This window comes from Dactylosporangium sp. NPDC005555 (assembly GCF_040605635.1).
Classification (GTDB): Bacteria; Actinomycetota; Actinomycetes; order Mycobacteriales; family Micromonosporaceae; genus Dactylosporangium.
Window position 1 is genome coordinate 249,433 of the sequence record NZ_JBEXDG010000005.1, and the last position, 14,753, is coordinate 264,185.

General features: G+C 72.9%; 15 protein-coding genes. 10 read left to right on the forward strand and 5 right to left on the reverse strand.

Annotated elements, in window-relative coordinates; all coding sequences use genetic code 11:
- The first annotated feature begins 32 nt into the window (after positions 1-32).
- Complete coding sequence (locus ABZS58_RS08555; protein WP_354779061.1) at positions 33-428, forward strand: helix-turn-helix domain-containing protein; 396 nt, start codon at positions 33-35, stop codon at positions 426-428.
- Here ABZS58_RS08555 and ABZS58_RS08560 read toward each other — a convergent pair.
- On the reverse strand, positions 382-1,308 hold the full coding sequence (locus ABZS58_RS08560) for a hypothetical protein (RefSeq protein WP_354779063.1): 927 nt from the start codon (positions 1,306-1,308) through the stop codon (positions 382-384). The genes ABZS58_RS08555 and ABZS58_RS08560 overlap by 47 nt on opposite strands.
- A gap of 93 nt (positions 1,309-1,401) precedes the next feature.
- Here ABZS58_RS08560 and ABZS58_RS08565 point away from each other — a divergent pair, with 93 nt between their 5' ends.
- Both ABZS58_RS08565 and ABZS58_RS08570 read left to right on the forward strand, forming a co-directional pair.
- Complete coding sequence (locus ABZS58_RS08565) at positions 1,402-1,890, forward strand: helix-turn-helix domain-containing protein (RefSeq protein ID WP_354779065.1); 489 nt, start codon at positions 1,402-1,404, stop codon at positions 1,888-1,890.
- 55 nt (positions 1,891-1,945) lie between these two features.
- Positions 1,946-3,397 carry a serine hydrolase domain-containing protein gene (locus tag ABZS58_RS08570; protein WP_354779067.1) on the forward strand — a complete coding sequence of 484 codons (1,452 nt, stop codon included), beginning with the start codon at positions 1,946-1,948 and terminating at the stop codon, positions 3,395-3,397.
- 67 nt (positions 3,398-3,464) lie between these two features.
- Here the strand turns inward: ABZS58_RS08570 and ABZS58_RS08575 are convergent, their stop codons facing one another.
- The gene (locus tag ABZS58_RS08575; protein WP_354779069.1) at positions 3,465-4,661 is read right to left on the reverse strand and encodes an MFS transporter; all 1,197 of its coding nucleotides are present in this window, start codon (positions 4,659-4,661) and stop codon (positions 3,465-3,467) included.
- Positions 4,662-4,772: 111 nt separating this feature from the next.
- On the opposite strand from ABZS58_RS08575, the gene ABZS58_RS08580 reads away from it, so the two are divergent.
- A complete protein-coding gene (locus ABZS58_RS08580) occupies positions 4,773-5,378 on the forward strand; it encodes a class I SAM-dependent methyltransferase (protein WP_354779071.1) in 606 nt (201 codons plus the stop codon).
- Positions 5,379-5,506: 128 nt separating this feature from the next.
- Here the strand turns inward: ABZS58_RS08580 and ABZS58_RS08585 are convergent, their stop codons facing one another.
- Positions 5,507-7,945 (reverse strand): glycoside hydrolase family 32 protein, encoded by a 2,439-nt coding sequence (locus ABZS58_RS08585; protein ID WP_354779073.1) that lies wholly within the window; start codon positions 7,943-7,945, stop codon positions 5,507-5,509.
- 97 nt (positions 7,946-8,042) lie between these two features.
- Here ABZS58_RS08585 and ABZS58_RS08590 point away from each other — a divergent pair, with 97 nt between their 5' ends.
- The gene (locus ABZS58_RS08590; protein ID WP_354779075.1) at positions 8,043-9,065 is read left to right on the forward strand and encodes a LacI family DNA-binding transcriptional regulator; all 1,023 of its coding nucleotides are present in this window, start codon (positions 8,043-8,045) and stop codon (positions 9,063-9,065) included.
- Between the two features lie 6 nt (positions 9,066-9,071).
- On the opposite strand, the gene ABZS58_RS08595 is transcribed toward ABZS58_RS08590, so the two are convergent.
- A complete protein-coding gene (locus ABZS58_RS08595) occupies positions 9,072-9,911 on the reverse strand; it encodes a hypothetical protein (RefSeq protein ID WP_354779077.1) in 840 nt (279 codons plus the stop codon).
- Positions 9,904-10,440 carry a sigma-70 family RNA polymerase sigma factor gene (locus tag ABZS58_RS08600; protein ID WP_354779079.1) on the reverse strand — a complete coding sequence of 179 codons (537 nt, stop codon included), beginning with the start codon at positions 10,438-10,440 and terminating at the stop codon, positions 9,904-9,906. The genes ABZS58_RS08595 and ABZS58_RS08600 overlap by 8 nt, the downstream gene beginning before the upstream one ends.
- A gap of 191 nt (positions 10,441-10,631) precedes the next feature.
- On the opposite strand from ABZS58_RS08600, the gene ABZS58_RS08605 reads away from it, so the two are divergent.
- The 5 genes from ABZS58_RS08605 to ABZS58_RS08625 are packed head-to-tail and all read left to right on the forward strand — an operon-like array spanning position 10,632 to position 14,743.
- Positions 10,632-11,261 carry a chemotaxis protein CheW gene (locus ABZS58_RS08605; RefSeq protein WP_354779081.1) on the forward strand — a complete coding sequence of 210 codons (630 nt, stop codon included), beginning with the start codon at positions 10,632-10,634 and terminating at the stop codon, positions 11,259-11,261.
- A gap of 22 nt (positions 11,262-11,283) precedes the next feature.
- On the forward strand, positions 11,284-12,120 hold the full coding sequence (locus tag ABZS58_RS08610; protein ID WP_354779083.1) for a CheR family methyltransferase: 837 nt from the start codon (positions 11,284-11,286) through the stop codon (positions 12,118-12,120).
- Positions 12,113-12,640 carry a chemotaxis protein CheD gene (locus tag ABZS58_RS08615; protein ID WP_354779085.1) on the forward strand — a complete coding sequence of 176 codons (528 nt, stop codon included), beginning with the start codon at positions 12,113-12,115 and terminating at the stop codon, positions 12,638-12,640. The genes ABZS58_RS08610 and ABZS58_RS08615 overlap by 8 nt, the downstream gene beginning before the upstream one ends.
- Positions 12,637-13,704, forward strand: coding sequence for a chemotaxis response regulator protein-glutamate methylesterase (locus tag ABZS58_RS08620; RefSeq protein WP_354779087.1), 1,068 nt, complete (start codon positions 12,637-12,639; stop codon positions 13,702-13,704). The genes ABZS58_RS08615 and ABZS58_RS08620 overlap by 4 nt, the downstream gene beginning before the upstream one ends.
- Positions 13,697-14,743, forward strand: a complete 1,047-nt coding sequence (locus ABZS58_RS08625) for a methyl-accepting chemotaxis protein (RefSeq protein WP_354779089.1) — start codon at positions 13,697-13,699, stop codon at positions 14,741-14,743. The genes ABZS58_RS08620 and ABZS58_RS08625 overlap by 8 nt, the downstream gene beginning before the upstream one ends.
- Positions 14,744-14,753: the final 10 nt, after the last annotated feature.

A 14,753-nucleotide genomic window follows, 5' to 3' on the forward strand; every position in this document is an offset into this window, starting at 1 on the left:
GCGCCGGCATCGGTTACTGCAAGGGTACTGGGATGGACCTCGACCCGGCGATGTTCGACCCGGTGTGCCCGTCGGGCGCGCTGCCGTTCCAGATCGGCGACAAGTGGACGGCGATGGTGGTGCTGTGCCTGGAGCACGGGCCGCGCCGCTTCAACGAGCTGCGGGTCCCGCTGCGCGCCGTCACGCCGAAGGTGCTCACGGACACGCTGCGGGCGATGGAGCGCGACGGGCTCGTGGCGCGCACCGCCTATCCCGAGCACCCGCCGCGGGTCGAATACGCGCTGACCGACCTGGGCCGCAGCCTGCTGACGCTCATCGCGGCGGTGCGGGTGTGGAGCGACGCGCACCTGCCCGCCCTGCTGGCCGCCCGGGCGGCCTCGACTACTCCTGTTCCGGCGGCGTCGTCGGTACGACCTTCGCCTGCGTGACCGGCGGCGGCTCGGATGCCGGTGTTTCCGGTGCCGGCGCGGCGGCCGAGGTCTCCGGCGTCGGCGCGGCGGCCGACGTTCCCGGTGCCGGCGCGGCGGGGCGTTGGAAGTGTGCCGACGGGTCGGGGCAGATGAAGTACGGTCCGGGCTGGACGTATCCCGCTGGATAGGCGAACGCCGCCGGATGGGCGGACCCTGCCGGGTGCACGAACCCCGCCGGGTGCACGAATCCCGCCGGGTGCGCGAACCCCGCCGGGTCCGGTCCGGCGGCGCGCGGGACGAAGTAGCGGTGCGCGGGCGGCAGCGCGACGAGCAGCGCCACCGCGGCGCTGATCGTCAGCACGGCGATCACGGTGAGCATGCCGCTGAAGAAGAAGAGGTCGGAGAAGTCGTCGTCGGAGTACAGCTTGTCGAGGAACGGCGACTGCTCCCACGACATGCCGTCGTCGACGACGACGTCACCGCCGCTCCCCTCGCTGAAGCCGGCCGTGAACAGCAGCGGCAGGAGCAGGAACCCGCCGCAGAACTGCAGCATCGTCAGCGCCACCTGCCCGCTGCCCGCGACGAAGACGAAGATCCGCGCGATGTTGCTGCCGCGCAGCATCGGCAGCGCCGTCACGCCGAGCCAGATCGCCAGCAGCAGCGCCGGCGCGCCGACGAGCAGCGTCATGAAGACGTTGCCGGTGCGTTCGTCGCTCACCTCGCGCGGGTTCGCGTCGGGCACGGCCGCCACGGCCCTGGAGATCTGCCCGTCGAAGTGCACGGCGTAGGCGACCGCCATGCCGACGAAGGTCAGGAGCAGGGCGACGGCGGCGAGCTGGAGCCAGAACGCCACGGTCACCTGGGCGGGCCGCGGTGGGCGGACGACATCGACGGTCACTCGCGAGACCTTAAGGCCCACGCGCACGATCCTCCATGCCCGTTCGGTCAGGATCGGTTGCACGGTTTTACGTAATTACGTACTGTCGTAGCTGTGGCGAGTCTTGAGGAGCGGGTCGCGGCGCTCGAAGCGAGGGTTTTCGCGGAGCCGGAGCCGACCCCGGAGCCGGAGCCGTCAGGGTCCGTGTTCTGGGCGCTCGAACGGTTGAAGGAGCTGGCGCCGGGCCCCGGGGCGGTGCTCTTCACCGGCACCGTCGACCTGCCCACCGCCGAGCATTACGAATGGCAGCTCGGCGCGCCGGTGGACGGGCTGCTCGACGAGGACTGGACGGACTTCGCGGCGACCCTCACCGCGCTCGCCCACCCGATGCGGCTGCGGCTGCTGCGGGTCATCCTCGGCGGCGTCCACGCCAGCACCGACCTCGCGGACACCGAAGGCCTCGGCACCAGCGGCCAGCTCTACCACCACCTTCGCCAGCTGACCGCCGCCGGCTGGCTGCGGACCACCGCCCGCGGGCGGTACACGGTGCCACCGGAGCGGGTCGTGCCACTCATGGTCATCCTCGCGGCCGCCCGCCGCTGAAGCCCGAAACCGGAAACCGGAAACCGGAAACCGGAAACCGGAAGGAGTCGAAACCATGCGCAACCGCATCGTCGCGATCGTCGCGCTCGCCCTGCTCGCCGGGGTCGCCGCCCTCCTGGCCGCGCCGCGGCCACCGCACCTGGCCGGCGCCGTCACCGGAGACGCCGCGCTCGCCGCGCAGCTCCGCGCGGCGGCCGGGGACCCCGACGGCTACCGCGGGCTCGCCGTCGCGCTCATCGGCCCCGGCGGCGTCCGCACCGCGGGGATCGGCGACCGCGGCGACGGCGGGCCGGTCACCGCCGACACCCCGTTCGAGATCGGCTCGATCGCCAAGGCGTTCACCGGCATGCTGCTCGCCGACTCCGGTGTCGCACCCGGCGAGCGGCTGCGGACCCTCGTGCCGTCCGTCACCGGTCCGGCCGGAGACGTCACCGTCGACGAGCTGTCCAGCCACCGCTCCGGCCTGCGCAGCGTCCCGGTCACATCGGTGGGCCAGGCCGCCCGGCTGTATTTCGCGAACCTCGGCGGCGGCGACCCGTACGCCGGGCAGGACCGCGACTGGCTGCTGCGCACCGCCGACGGCCAGCGCCCCGGCGGCGGCCGCGGCACCATGAACTACTCGAACTTCGGCGCCGCCGTCCTCGGCCAGGCGCTCGCCGAGCGGGCCGGCGTGCCGTATCCGCGGCTGCTACGCGACGAGCTGCTCGGCCCGCTCGGGATGAGCGCCACCACGGTCAGCTCCGACGGCACCGCGCTGCCGGCCGGGCACGCGTCCGGCTCGACGGCCTCCGGCCGGAAGGTCGAGCCGTGGCGGGGCGCGGGCTGGGCACCGGCCGGCATCGGTGTCTGGTCCACCGCCGCCGACCTGGCCCGCCTGGTCACCGCCGTGCACGCCGGCGCCGCCCCGGGCCTCGACGCGCTCACCCCGCGGCACACCGTCGACGACCGCGAGCGGGTCGGCCACGGCTGGTTCACCACCCGCTACGACAACGCCACCCTCACCTGGCACAACGGCGGCACCGGAGGGTTCCGCTCCTACCTGGCCGTCGACCGCGGGACCGGCCGCGGCGTCGTCGTGCTCGGCAACACCGACCGCGACGTCGACCCCATCGGCCGCCGCCTGCTGGGCGTGACGCCGCCCGGCCCCGCCGACCCGTCCCGGTCCCTCCTCAAGGTCCTGGTCACGGTGGGCCTGAGCCTGATCGGCGCGGCAGGCCTGTTCGTGTCCGTGCGCCTGGCCGCCCGCGGCCACATCGACCGGGTCCGGCTCGCGACGTCCGTGCTGTGGTCCGCGGTGATGCTGCTGCTCGCGTACCGCGCCGGCGACTGGCTCGCGGTCCCCGTCGTCGTCTGGGCGCTCGGCGTCGCCGCCACCGTCGCGGCGCTGTGCCCGGCCGTCCCGTCCTGGCGCACGCTGCCGCTGGTCACGGGCCGCCCCTGGCTGCGGTGGACCGGCGCCGTCGTCTCCGCCGCCGTCGCCGCGTCCGCCGTCGTCCTGGTGACCTGACCCGCCTCGCCCGCACCCATGCAGACGCATGAGTGCGGGCGCGGGAGCCGAGCTGCCGCCGGTGCCTTCAGACGGCGGCCGGCTGGACGTCGGTGGGGGTGTGCATGTGCCGGGTGGTGCGCCACCAGAGCGCGAGCTGGGTCAGTGCGAGGGCGACGGCGAGCGGCGGTAGCGTCCACAGGCCGGACCGCTCGGCGATGGCCCCGGCCAGGAACGGGAACAGGGCGCCGCCGACGATCGAGACGCCGTTGAGCAGGCCGATCGTCGTGTGCCCGAGGTGGGCGGGGGCGAGCAGCGGGGCCACCACCATCGTGGTCGGGAAGATCGGGCCGAGCCAGAAGCCGAGGAGCGCCAATGCGGCCACGGCCGCCGCCGGTGCCAGCCACAGCAGCGCCGCCGAGAGCACGACGCCGGCCAGGCAGGCGGTCATCAGCCGGTTCGGGCTCCAGCCGAGGCGGGCGGTGACCGGGCTCAGCACGAACCGGCCGAGGGTCAGGCCGAGCCAGTAGCCGCTGACCGTGTACCCGGCGAGGAGGTCGCCGTGGCCACGCTCGGCGACGAGGAAACTGAAGCCCCAGTTGCCGACGCTGAGCTCCAGCCCCACGTACACGGCGAGGAACATGGCGCCGAGCAGCACCGCCGGCCGCCGGCTCGCCTGGCGCACCAGCCCGCGGCCGGGTGGCTCCGCGCCGTCCGGGCGATGGTCGGCGGCGGACCGCATGGTCAGCTGGAAACCGGCGACGAGCGGCACGCAGGCCAGGGCGAGCACCAGCCACACCGACGGCCACGCGGTGAAGCCCAGCATCCAGGTGGCGAGGAGCGGGCCGATCAGCGCGCCGACACCGAAGAACGCGTGCAGCCAGTTGAGCAGCGTCGTCGAGCCGGTCAGCGCGACCAGGTAGGCGTTGAGGACCGACTCGAGGACGCCGGTGCCGTAGCCGACGACGACCTGCGCACCCACGAGCGCGGCGAACGCGGGCCGGGTCGCCGTGTACAGCCCGGCGGCGAGGAACGCGGCGGCGCCCAGGGTCAGCGCGAGCCGGAACCCGAGGCGGTGGATCAGCGCCCCGGCCGTCGCCCCGGCGAGCATGAACCCGGCGGACGACGCGAAGAACGTCACCCCGATGGTTGCCTTGTCCAGGCCGTAGTCGTGGATCTGCGCGGGCAGGAGCACCCCGCCGACGCCGGCGCTGAGACCGACGAGGACGAAGGCGGCATAGGCGAACACGATCGGCGCGAGGGCGCGCTGTGCTGGTGCGGTCACAGGATCTCCACGGACGGCGGTTGGAGCACCATCATGCCGGGCCGCGGCCCGCCGGGTATTTCGAAAACGCGCGGGCGGACAATGGGAGGCGGACGAAGGAAAGGACACCGCATGGCTGACCGCAACAGCTGGCTGGAGCTCGTCGAGGCCGACCCGGGGCACTCGCAGCGTTACATCGACCGGTTCCGCTCGATGGCGGAGGCCGGTCACGATCTCGTCGGCGAGGCCCGGCTCGTCGACGCGATGCTGCCGCGCGGGTCCCGGATCCTCGACGCGGGCTGCGGTCAGGGCCGCGTCGGCGGGCACCTCGCCGCGGCCGGGCACGACGTGACCGGCGTCGACCTCGACCCGGTCCTCGTCGCGGCGGCGCGGCACCACCACCCTGCGGCGACGTGGCTCGTCGGCGACCTGTCCGGGCTCGACCTGCCGGCGCACGGCATCGCCGAAGGCTTCGACGTCGTCGTCAGCGCCGGCAACGTGATGACGTTCGTCGCGAAGGACACCCGGCGGGAGGTGCTGCGCCGGCTGCGGGCGCACCTGCGGGGCGCAGGGCGGGTCGTCATCGGCTTCGGCGCGGGCCGAGGCTACGAGTTCGACGACTTCCTCGCCGACGCCGACGCGGCGGGCCTGCTGCCGGACCTGCTCCTCGCCACCTGGGACCTGCGTCCGTTCACCCCCGGCTCGGACTTCCTCGTGGCGGTCCTGCGCGCCGCATGACGGCGGCGTCCTGCTGCCGGTCGACGGGATGCCGGAGCCGGACCGGGTGACGCCGACGATCGTGTCGGCGCCGCGGGTCAGCAGCCCCCGCCCCGGTCCGGTCCCCGCGTTGGTCCTGCGTGAGCCCATCAGCTCCGGTTCAGCCGCTGCACCACCGCCGAGCCGTCGTAGACGTTCGCGCCGAGGTAGCCGCTGCTGTACGCGGTGTCGGTGGCGTCGATGACGGGCGTGGTGCCGTTGCCGAGGTACACCTTGATGCTCGCGCCGACCGCGACGACCTTCAGGTGATAGGTCCGCCCCGGCACGATCGCCGTCGGGTAGGTGCCGATGTCGCGGCCCGGCCGCCACAGTTTCACCACCCCGGACGCGTCGATGTTGGCGCTGTAGTGCTGGGTGGCGTCGGCGTTGGCCCGGAAGGTGAGCGCGGCGGCGGTACCGTTGACGATCGTCAGATCGCCCTCGTAGGTGAGGTCCGCGGCGACGGTCCGGCTGAGGTAGAACGTGTCGCCGGCGCCGGTGCCGTGCGCGCCGGCCCGTGGTGCCGTCGTCGTCCAGGTGCCGTTGACCGGCTGCCAGGGGCCGGCCAGATTGGTGCTGAAGCCCGGCCCGTTGAGGGTCAGGTTCTGCACGGTGCCGGTGCCGTTGAACACGTTCGCACCCAGATAGCCACCGGCGTAGGCGGTGTCGGTGGCGTCGATGACCGGGGTCGCGCCGTGGTCGAGGTACACCTTGATGCTCGCCCCGGCCGTGACGACCTTCAGGTGATAGGTGCGCCCCGGCACGACGGCCGTCGGGTAGGTGGCGATGACCCGGCCGGGCCGCCACAGTTTCACCACCCCGGACGCGTCGATGTTGGCGGTGTAGTGCTGCGTGGCGTCGGCGTTGGCCCGGAAGGTGATGGCGGCGGCGGTGCCGGACTCGATCGTCACGTCGCCCTCATACGTGAAGTCGGCGGCGGTCGTGTCGCTCAGGTAGAACGCGTCCCCGCCGGCGGTGCCGCGCTTGCCGGCGGCGGTGTCTCCCCACGAGCCGGCACCGTTGCCGGCGACGGGACGCCACGGCCCGGCGAGGTTCGACTCGAGGGTCGGCTCGCCCTGGCCCCAGGCGGAGCGCAGCCGGTGGAACTCGGCGGAGACGAGCCGCGCCGAGCCGCCGGTGGCGAAGAGCCGGATGCCCTGGCTGGTGGCGGCGGAGTTGAAGTTGACGTTGTCGGTGTAGGAGAGCCGGCCGTCGTTGCCGAACACCTCCAGCTGGCCGCGGTCGACCAGCAGCCGCACCTTCACCCGGCCGTTGACCGGTGCCAGGGGCGCGCCGTACAGCGTCTGCGCGGCCCGGTCGTAGGCGACGGCCCGGTCGTAGCCGCCGTCGGCGCGGCGGTGCAGCTGGAAGCCGAACTGCGTCGCGGTGCTCGCGCCGACGTCGAACTCGGCGAGGATCTCGTACGTGTCGGCGGTGATCCCGGCGAACGGGTCCGTGGCCGGGTCGGTGGTGACGGTGCGGTTCGACCACGTCGTGGTGCCGAACCGCAGCGAGGCGATCTCGGCGACGGGGAGCCGGGTGATCCGTGGCCCGGCGGGCGTGCTGATCAGGCGCAGCTGCGCGGGGAAGGACGCGTTGCCGGTCCAGGTGGCGCCGTGGTTGCCGGGCTGCCACGCCATCTGCACGGTCCGGCCGTCGGGCATGTTGCTGAAGACCAGGCCCGCGTAGAACGAGCCGTCGAACGCGTTGCGGCCCTGGTCCATGCGCTGCGGCGCGGTGAAGTCGGGCGTGAACGCGGCGCCGTCGAAGGTGCCGGTGACGTACTCGCCGGACGCGTCGGTCATGACCCACCTGGTGTTGCCGGTGTTGCCGTCCACGGCCAGGGAGAAGAAGTCGGGGCACTCGAAGAGCCACCCGGCGCTGAAGCGGCTGCGGTAGGTCCAGTCGAGCAGGTTCGTCGACGTGTAGACGTTGACGCCGTTGCCGCCGCCGTCGGACCAGACGACCATCACCCACCGGCCGCGGGCGGCGTCCCACAGGACCTTCGGGTCGCGGCTGGTGCCGGACGGGACGACGACCTTCCGGCCGCGGTCGTAGCTCTGGAACGTGCGGGCGCCGTCGGTGCTGTACACGATGGACACGCCGTTGGTGCCGGTGAACGCGACGATCGGCGCGTCGGCCCCGGTGCGCAGGCCGGAGGTGTTGGTGGTGTCGACGACACCGGCGCCGGAGAACAGGTCACCGGGGTGCACGCCGGGCTCCAGCGAGACCGGCTTCTGCGTCCAGTGCACGAGGTCCGGGCTGGTGGCGTGCCCCCAGTGCATGGTGTCCCAGGCGAGGCCGTGCGGATTGTGCTGGTAGAAGAGGTGGTACAGGCCGTTGTAGTACAGCGGGGCGTTGACGTCGTTCATCCAGCCGCTGCGCGAGCTGAAGTGGAACTGGCCCCGGTAGGGCTCGTCGTAGGCGGCGGTGGCCGGGTAGGGGAACTCCGGATAGTCGCTGGACGGGCTCGCCTGGGCGCTCGCGGGCACGAGGACGGCGATGAGGATCGCCGGCACGAGCAGGATTCGGAACCGAACGGTACGCATGGCGGTGGTCCCTTCGGCGGAGTGACCGGTAGGGTTGAGGAAACGTTTCCTGGCGGGTGTTCGACAGTGTGCGCTCGATAGAGAAAGATGTCCATACATGAGTGACCGTGGGCGGGCCACGATGAAGGACGTCGCGGCACTCGCGGGCGTCGGGCTGGCGACCGTATCCCGGGTCATCAACGGCGTGGCGGTCGACCCGCACCTCACCGGGCGGGTCCTCGACGCGGCCCGGCAGCTGGGCTACCGCAGGGACACCGCGGCGACCAGTCTGCGCCGCGCGGACCGGCGCACCAGCACGATCGGGCTCGTGCTGCAGGACGTGGCCAACCCGTTCTCCTCGGCGCTGCACCGCGCCGTCGAGGACGCCTGCGTCCGGCGCGGGCTGCTCGTCCTCGCCGGCAGCAGCGACGAGGAGCCGGAGCGGGAGCGGGAGCTGCTCGGCGTCCTGCTCACCCGGCGGGTCGACGGGATCGTCGTCGTGCCGACCGGCGCGCCCGACGGCGAGCTCGCCGCCGCGCACCGCGACGGGACCCCGGTCGTCTGCGTCGACCGGGCCTCTCCGGTCCCCGGCGTCGACACCGTCACCGCCGACAACCGGGGTGGCGTCGCGGGTGCCGTGCGGGCGCTGCACGCACTGGGACACCGCCGGATCGGGTTCGTCGCCGACCACACGACGCTGTGGACCGCCCGCGAACGCCATCAGGGTTTCGTCGAGGCGACCGCCGAGCTGGGCTGCCGGGCGCGACCGGAGTGGGTGGGCCGGGACGTGCACACCGCCGAGGCGGCCCGCCAGGCGGTGACCGGGATGTTCACGACCTCGCCGGCGCCGACCGCGCTGGTGACCGCGCAGAACTGGTTGACGGTCGGCGCCCGGCGGGCCCTGGTCGGACTCGGCCTGCACCATGCGGTCGCGCACATCGGCTTCGACGACTTCCCGCTCGCCGACATGCTCGACCCGCCGGTGTCCGTCATCGCGCAGGACCCGGCGGAGATGGGGCGGCGGGCGGCGCTCATCCTGCTCGCCCGCCTGGACGGCGACGACGGGCCGGCCAGGGCGGTGACGCTGCCGACGCGGTACATCGCCCGGGGGTCGGGGGAGATCCCGCCCCCCGGGCGATGACCCGGGTCAGTTCGGCTTGATGCTCGCCGACGGGCCCGGCTTCGGCACGTCGTCGCCCGACGGGATCGGCGACCTGCCGTCCGCCGAGGACCACAGCACGATGACGGTCGTGTCGATCGGCGCGGTGTCGAACACGATCCAGTCGCCGGGCACCTCCTCCGCCGGGGCGGACAGGGACTTCGGCCCGACCCGGTATTCGGCCGTCATGCCCTTCGCCGCCAGGATGCGGCGGGCCTCGGCGACCGTCTTGCCCAGAAGGCTCTCGCCGACGTCCTTCTGCGCCGTGGAGCCGCCGTCGACGGACTCGCCGGGCAGCGGGGTCCGGCCGAAGGCGACGACCGCGTAGGAGCTGAAGTTCAGCGGCACCTTGAAGCCGACCTGGCACGACCCGTTGGCGTTGCACCTGCCGGGGTTCTCGATGGCTTCGAGGCCGGGGGCTCCCGTCTCCTCGAACACCACCTTGCCGACGTCGTCCGGGTTGGCCGGCACCAGCTGGATCTTGATGTTGAGCCCGTACTTCGCGAGTTCGTCGTTGTACCGCTGAGCGTCGGCGGCCGGGTCGTTGATGGTGACGGTGATGTACCCGGCCCGTTCGGAGAACGTGAGCGCCGCGTTCGCCGGCTCCGGCGTGGACAGCAGCGAGCCGGCCACCAGCGCCACGACCGTCAGCCCGGCCGCGGCGGGGACCGCGATGAAGAGCCGGCGGCGCCAGTCCGCCGCCGGTGGAGTGGCGTGCAGGATGTCCCGCAGCAGTTCGTCGGAGGCGGCCTGCGCGGACGCGGGGACGTGCACGGTGGGGGAGAGCAACCGGACCAAATGGTCCTGCTCCTCGTCGATTTCAGTCACGGTCACTCCTGTCACGAATGGAAAGAGAACGACTGGTCAGGGACGGTGATCGCAGGGCCTCGGCGAACCTGCGGCGGGCGCGGTGCAGGCGGATCCGGGCGGCGTTGACCGAGCAGTCGAGCGCGACCGCGAGGTCGTCGGCGCCCAGGCCCTCCCAGGCCACCAGGCGCAGCACCTCCCGGTCGCCCTCGGGCAGGGCGCGGAACGCGTGCGCGATCTCCGGCGGCACCGACGGCTCGATCGTGGTCGCCCCGGCGAGCTCCTGGCGCAGCCGCGCCCCGAGGTCGGCGCGGCGCCGGTCGGCGCGCTGATGGTTGGCCATGACGTTGCGGGCGACCCCGAACAGCCACGGTCTGCCCTGTCCGTCGGGGATGTCGTCGATGCGGCGCCAGGCGATCAGGAACGTGTCGGCGACCACGTCGGCGGCCGACTCGGGCCGGTCGACGCGCCGCAGGGCGTAGCCGAGCAGGTCCTGGTAGCAGGACCGGTACAGGGCTTCGAAGCGGGCGGCGCTGGGGGCTCGTGCCAAGGGTGGCTCCCATCGTGCTGAGGCGGTGTAGTGGCGGTGTGCTGCCTCTACATGTCCGCCCGGCGCCGTTCATTTCACGCCCGCAATCGTCTGATCTTCCCCGGTGTTCCCCTTCAGGCCGCAAGCCCGGCGCCGATAGGTCTCCTGGTGGGCGTGTACCGGACACCCGACCCGCCCGGGAGGACAGAGCTGTGAGTGTTGAAGCGGCAACCCGCGGTGGTGGACCCGGCGACGGCACCGCCGGCGACGCGACGCGATACCTGACCTTCACGTTGAACGGCGAGTCCTACGCGCTGGACATCTTCCACATCACCGAGATCCTCGAATACCGCAACCTCACCGTCGTGCCCATGACGCCCGACTTCGTCCGCGGCGTCATCAACCTGCGCGGCCGGGCGGTCCCGGTCATCGACCTCGCGATCCGCTTCGCCAAGGGCGCCACCAGCATCGCCAGGCGCACCAGCATCATCATCGTGCACATCCGCGGCGTGCCCGGATCCGACGACTCCGGCGCCGCCGACGGCCGTGTCACCGGCCGTGTCACCGGTCAGGGCACCGGTCAGGACATCGGCATCCTCGTCGACGCGGTCAGCAAGGTCGAGGCGTTCACGGACGAGGACATCGAGCCGGCCCCGGCGTTCGGCGCCGGCATCCGGGCCGACTTCATCAGCGGGATGGCGAAGCGCGACAACGACTTCATCATCGTCCTGGACATCGACCACGTCCTGTCGCTGAGCGACATGGCGGACCTCGCGACGGCTGCCATCCCCGACGGTGCGGAAGAGAACGGCGGGGGCGGCCGGGCGACACGGTCGTCATGACCCGGTCACTGGCGGGGTCGTCATGACACGTGCACTGGCCGGGCCCACGCAGATCACCACTGCCGAGTTCCAGGCCGTCAGCCAGTTCCTGCACCAGCGCACCGGCATCCGGCTCGCGCCGGGCAAGGAGACGCTGGTGCAGGGGCGGCTGGACAAGCGGCTGCGCTCGCTCGGGCTGTCCAGCTACACGCAGTACCTGCAGGTGATCCGGTCGCCGCAGCACGGCGCGGAGACCCGCCAGGCGATCGACCTGCTGACCACGAACGAGACGTTCTTCTTCCGCGAGCCGCGGCACTTCGAGTTCCTCGGCCAGGTCGTCGCGCCGGCGCACCGGTCCAGCCGGCCGTTGCGGCTGTGGAGCGCCGCCAGCTCCAGCGGCGAGGAGGCGTACAGCGCGGCGATGGTGCTCGCGGACGCGCTGCCGAGCACGCCGTGGGAGATCGTCGGCACCGACATCTCCACGCGGGTCGTCGCCGGGGCGGCGGCCGGCATCTACCCGATCGCGGCCGCGGAGCGGATCCCGACGCCGCTGCTGCGCCGGTACTGCCGCAAGGGCCGGGCCGAGTACGAGGGCCTGATGGCGATCGACCGGACGCTGCGGGCGCGGACGACGTTCCTCGGCGCGAACCTGCTGGAGGACCTGAGCCGCCTCGGCCGGTTCGACGTGATCATGCTCCGCAACGTGATGATCTACTTCGAGCCCGACACCAAGGCGCACGTGATCGGGCGGCTGCAGGAGATGCTGTACCCGGGCGGTTACCTCATCGTCAGCCTGTCCGAGACGCTCAACGGCATCCCGTCGCGGCTGCTGCCGGTGCAGCCGTCGATCTACCGCCTCGCCGGAGACGGCGTTGGCTAGGACGGACGAGGTCTTCCTCAGCCCGGGCGAGTTCCACTTCGCCGGGGGCGGCACCCGCATCCGCACGGTGCTGGGCTCGTGCGTGGCCATCACGCTGTGGCACCCGCGGTTGCGGGTCGGCGGGATGTGCCACTACCTCCTCGCCCACCGCGCCGCGCCGCCGGCGGACCACCCGGAGCTCAGCGGACGCTACGCCGACGAGGCGGTCCAGTTGTTCCTGGCCGAGCTGCGGCGCAACGGCACCCGGCCCACGGACTACCAGGCGAAGATCTTCGGCGGCGGCGACCAGTTCCCCGGCCGCAAGCGTGGCCCCGCGCCGCACGTACCGCAGGACAACATCGAGATCGGTCTGCTGCTGCTGCGCGAGCACGGCTTCCAGATCGCCGCCGAACACCTCGGCGGGACCGGGTCCCGGCAGCTGGTCTTCGACCTCGGCACCGGCGACGTGTGGCTGCAGCACACCGAGCACCGCGGCCAACGCGACCAGCCGCACCGCCGCGCCGCCCGGAGCTGGTCATGACCGGGAAGGCGATCAATGTGGTGATCGTCGACGACTCGGCGGTGGTGCGGCAGGTGCTGTCGCGGCGGCTGGCCGAGACGCCCGGCATCGAGGTGCTCGGCGTCGCCTCCGACCCGATCTTCGCGATGACCCTGATGAACAAGGCCTGGCCCGACGTCGTCGTGCTGGACATCGAGATGCCCCGGATGGACGGCATCACGTTCCTGAAGAAGATCATGGCGACCCGGCCGACGCCGGTCGTCATCTGCTCGACGCTGAGCCAGCGCGGCGCCCGCGCCACCATGGACGCCCTCGCGGCCGGGGCGGCCGGCGTCGTGCCCAAGCCCACCACCGGGCTGAAGCAGTTCATGGCCGACGACAGCGGCGACATCGTCTCGGCGGTCAGGGCGGCGGCGGCGGGCAAGGTCGCCCGCCTGAACCGCCCGGCACCGGTCGCCACCACTGCCGCGCCGGGCGCCGGCGCGCCGCGCCCGGCCGAACCCGCGGCGGCCGTGGTCTCGGCCGGGCGGCTCATCGCGGTCGGCACGTCCACCGGCGGCACGCAGGCCCTGGAGACCGTGCTGACGGCGCTGCCGCGCAACAGTCCCGGCATCGTGATCGTGCAGCACATGCCGGAGAAGTTCACCGCCGCGTTCGCCGAGCGGATGGACATGCTGGCAGCGATCGAGGTCCGCGAGGCGGCCGACGGCGACCTCGTCGCCGAGGGGCTGGCCCTCGTCGCGCCCGGCGGGCGGCACCTGCAGGTCGTCTCCGACGGTGCCCGCTTCCGGGTCAAGGTGAGCGACGGCCCGCCGGTCAACCGGCACCGGCCGTCGGTCGACGTGCTCTTCCGGTCGGTGGCGAAGGTCGCCGGCCGCCGGGCGCTCGGCATCATCATGACCGGGATGGGCGACGACGGCGCCCGCGGCCTGCTGGAGATGCGGACCGCCGGCGCGCTCACCGTCGCCCAGGACGAGGCGACCTGCGTCGTGCACGGTATGCCGAAGGAAGCGGTCCGGCTGGGCGCCGTCGACCGGGAAGTGCCGCTGACCGCCATCGCTGAGGTGATCCGTATCCATGGTTGAGTTCCTGATCGCAGTCCTCGCCCTCGCCGCCGGACTTGGCATCGGCTACCGGTCCGGGACCGGCGGCGCCCGGCGGGCCGCGCGGGAGGCGGCGGCGGCGCGCGCCGCGAACGCCGACTACGAGCGCAGCGTCACCGAGTTCGCCGGCGCGGTCGCCCCGGTCTGGTCGAGCCAGATCGAGTCGTCGCGGACCCAGATGGAGAAGGCGGTCGGCGCGGTGACGACCGAGTTCAGCCAGATCGTCGACAACCTCGACTCGGTGCTCGCCTCCTCGAGCGCCGCGCTGGAGGACAGCCACGGCGGCGGCTCGCTGGAGCGCGGCCGGCAGCGGCTCGGCAGCGTCGTGAACACCCTCGACTCCGCGCTGACGTCCAAGCAGGAGGCGCTGCGGGACCTCGAGGCGCTGCTCGGTCTCAACGACGACCTGAAGCAGATGACGTCCGAGGTGGCGCAGATCGCGGCGCAGACCAACCTCCTGGCGCTCAACGCCTCCATCGAGGCCGCGCGGGCCGGCGAGGCGGGCGCCGGCTTCGGCATCGTCGCCCTGGAGGTGCGGCAGCTGGCGGAGCGGTCGTTCCAGACGAGCGAGCGGATGGCGCGCAGGGTCGAGAGCATCGCCGCCGCGATCGCCGCCGCGCTGGCCAAGGCCGAGGGCGAGGCTGAGCGCGAGGGCGTCGCCGTCACCCGCGCCAACAGCGAGGTGAGCGAGGTCCTCGACGACCTCGGCACCGTGTTCTCCGGCCTGCGGGACTCCTCGGACCAGCTGGAGCGGGCCGCCGTCGGGATCCGCGCCGGCGTCGCCGGAGCCATCGTCAACCTGCAGTTCCAGGACCGGATCGGCCAGGTCCTGGAGCATCTGCGGGAGAACGTCGACCGGATGCCGGCCGTCGTCGCCGAGTCACGCGACGGGCGGGCGCTGGACGCGCGGCGGCTGCTCGACGAGCTCGCCGCCACCTACACGATGCACCAGGAGCGGGAGGCGCACCTCACGGGCGCCAAGGCCACCGCGGTTCCCGAATCAGAGATCACGTTCTTCTAGAGGGGGGCAC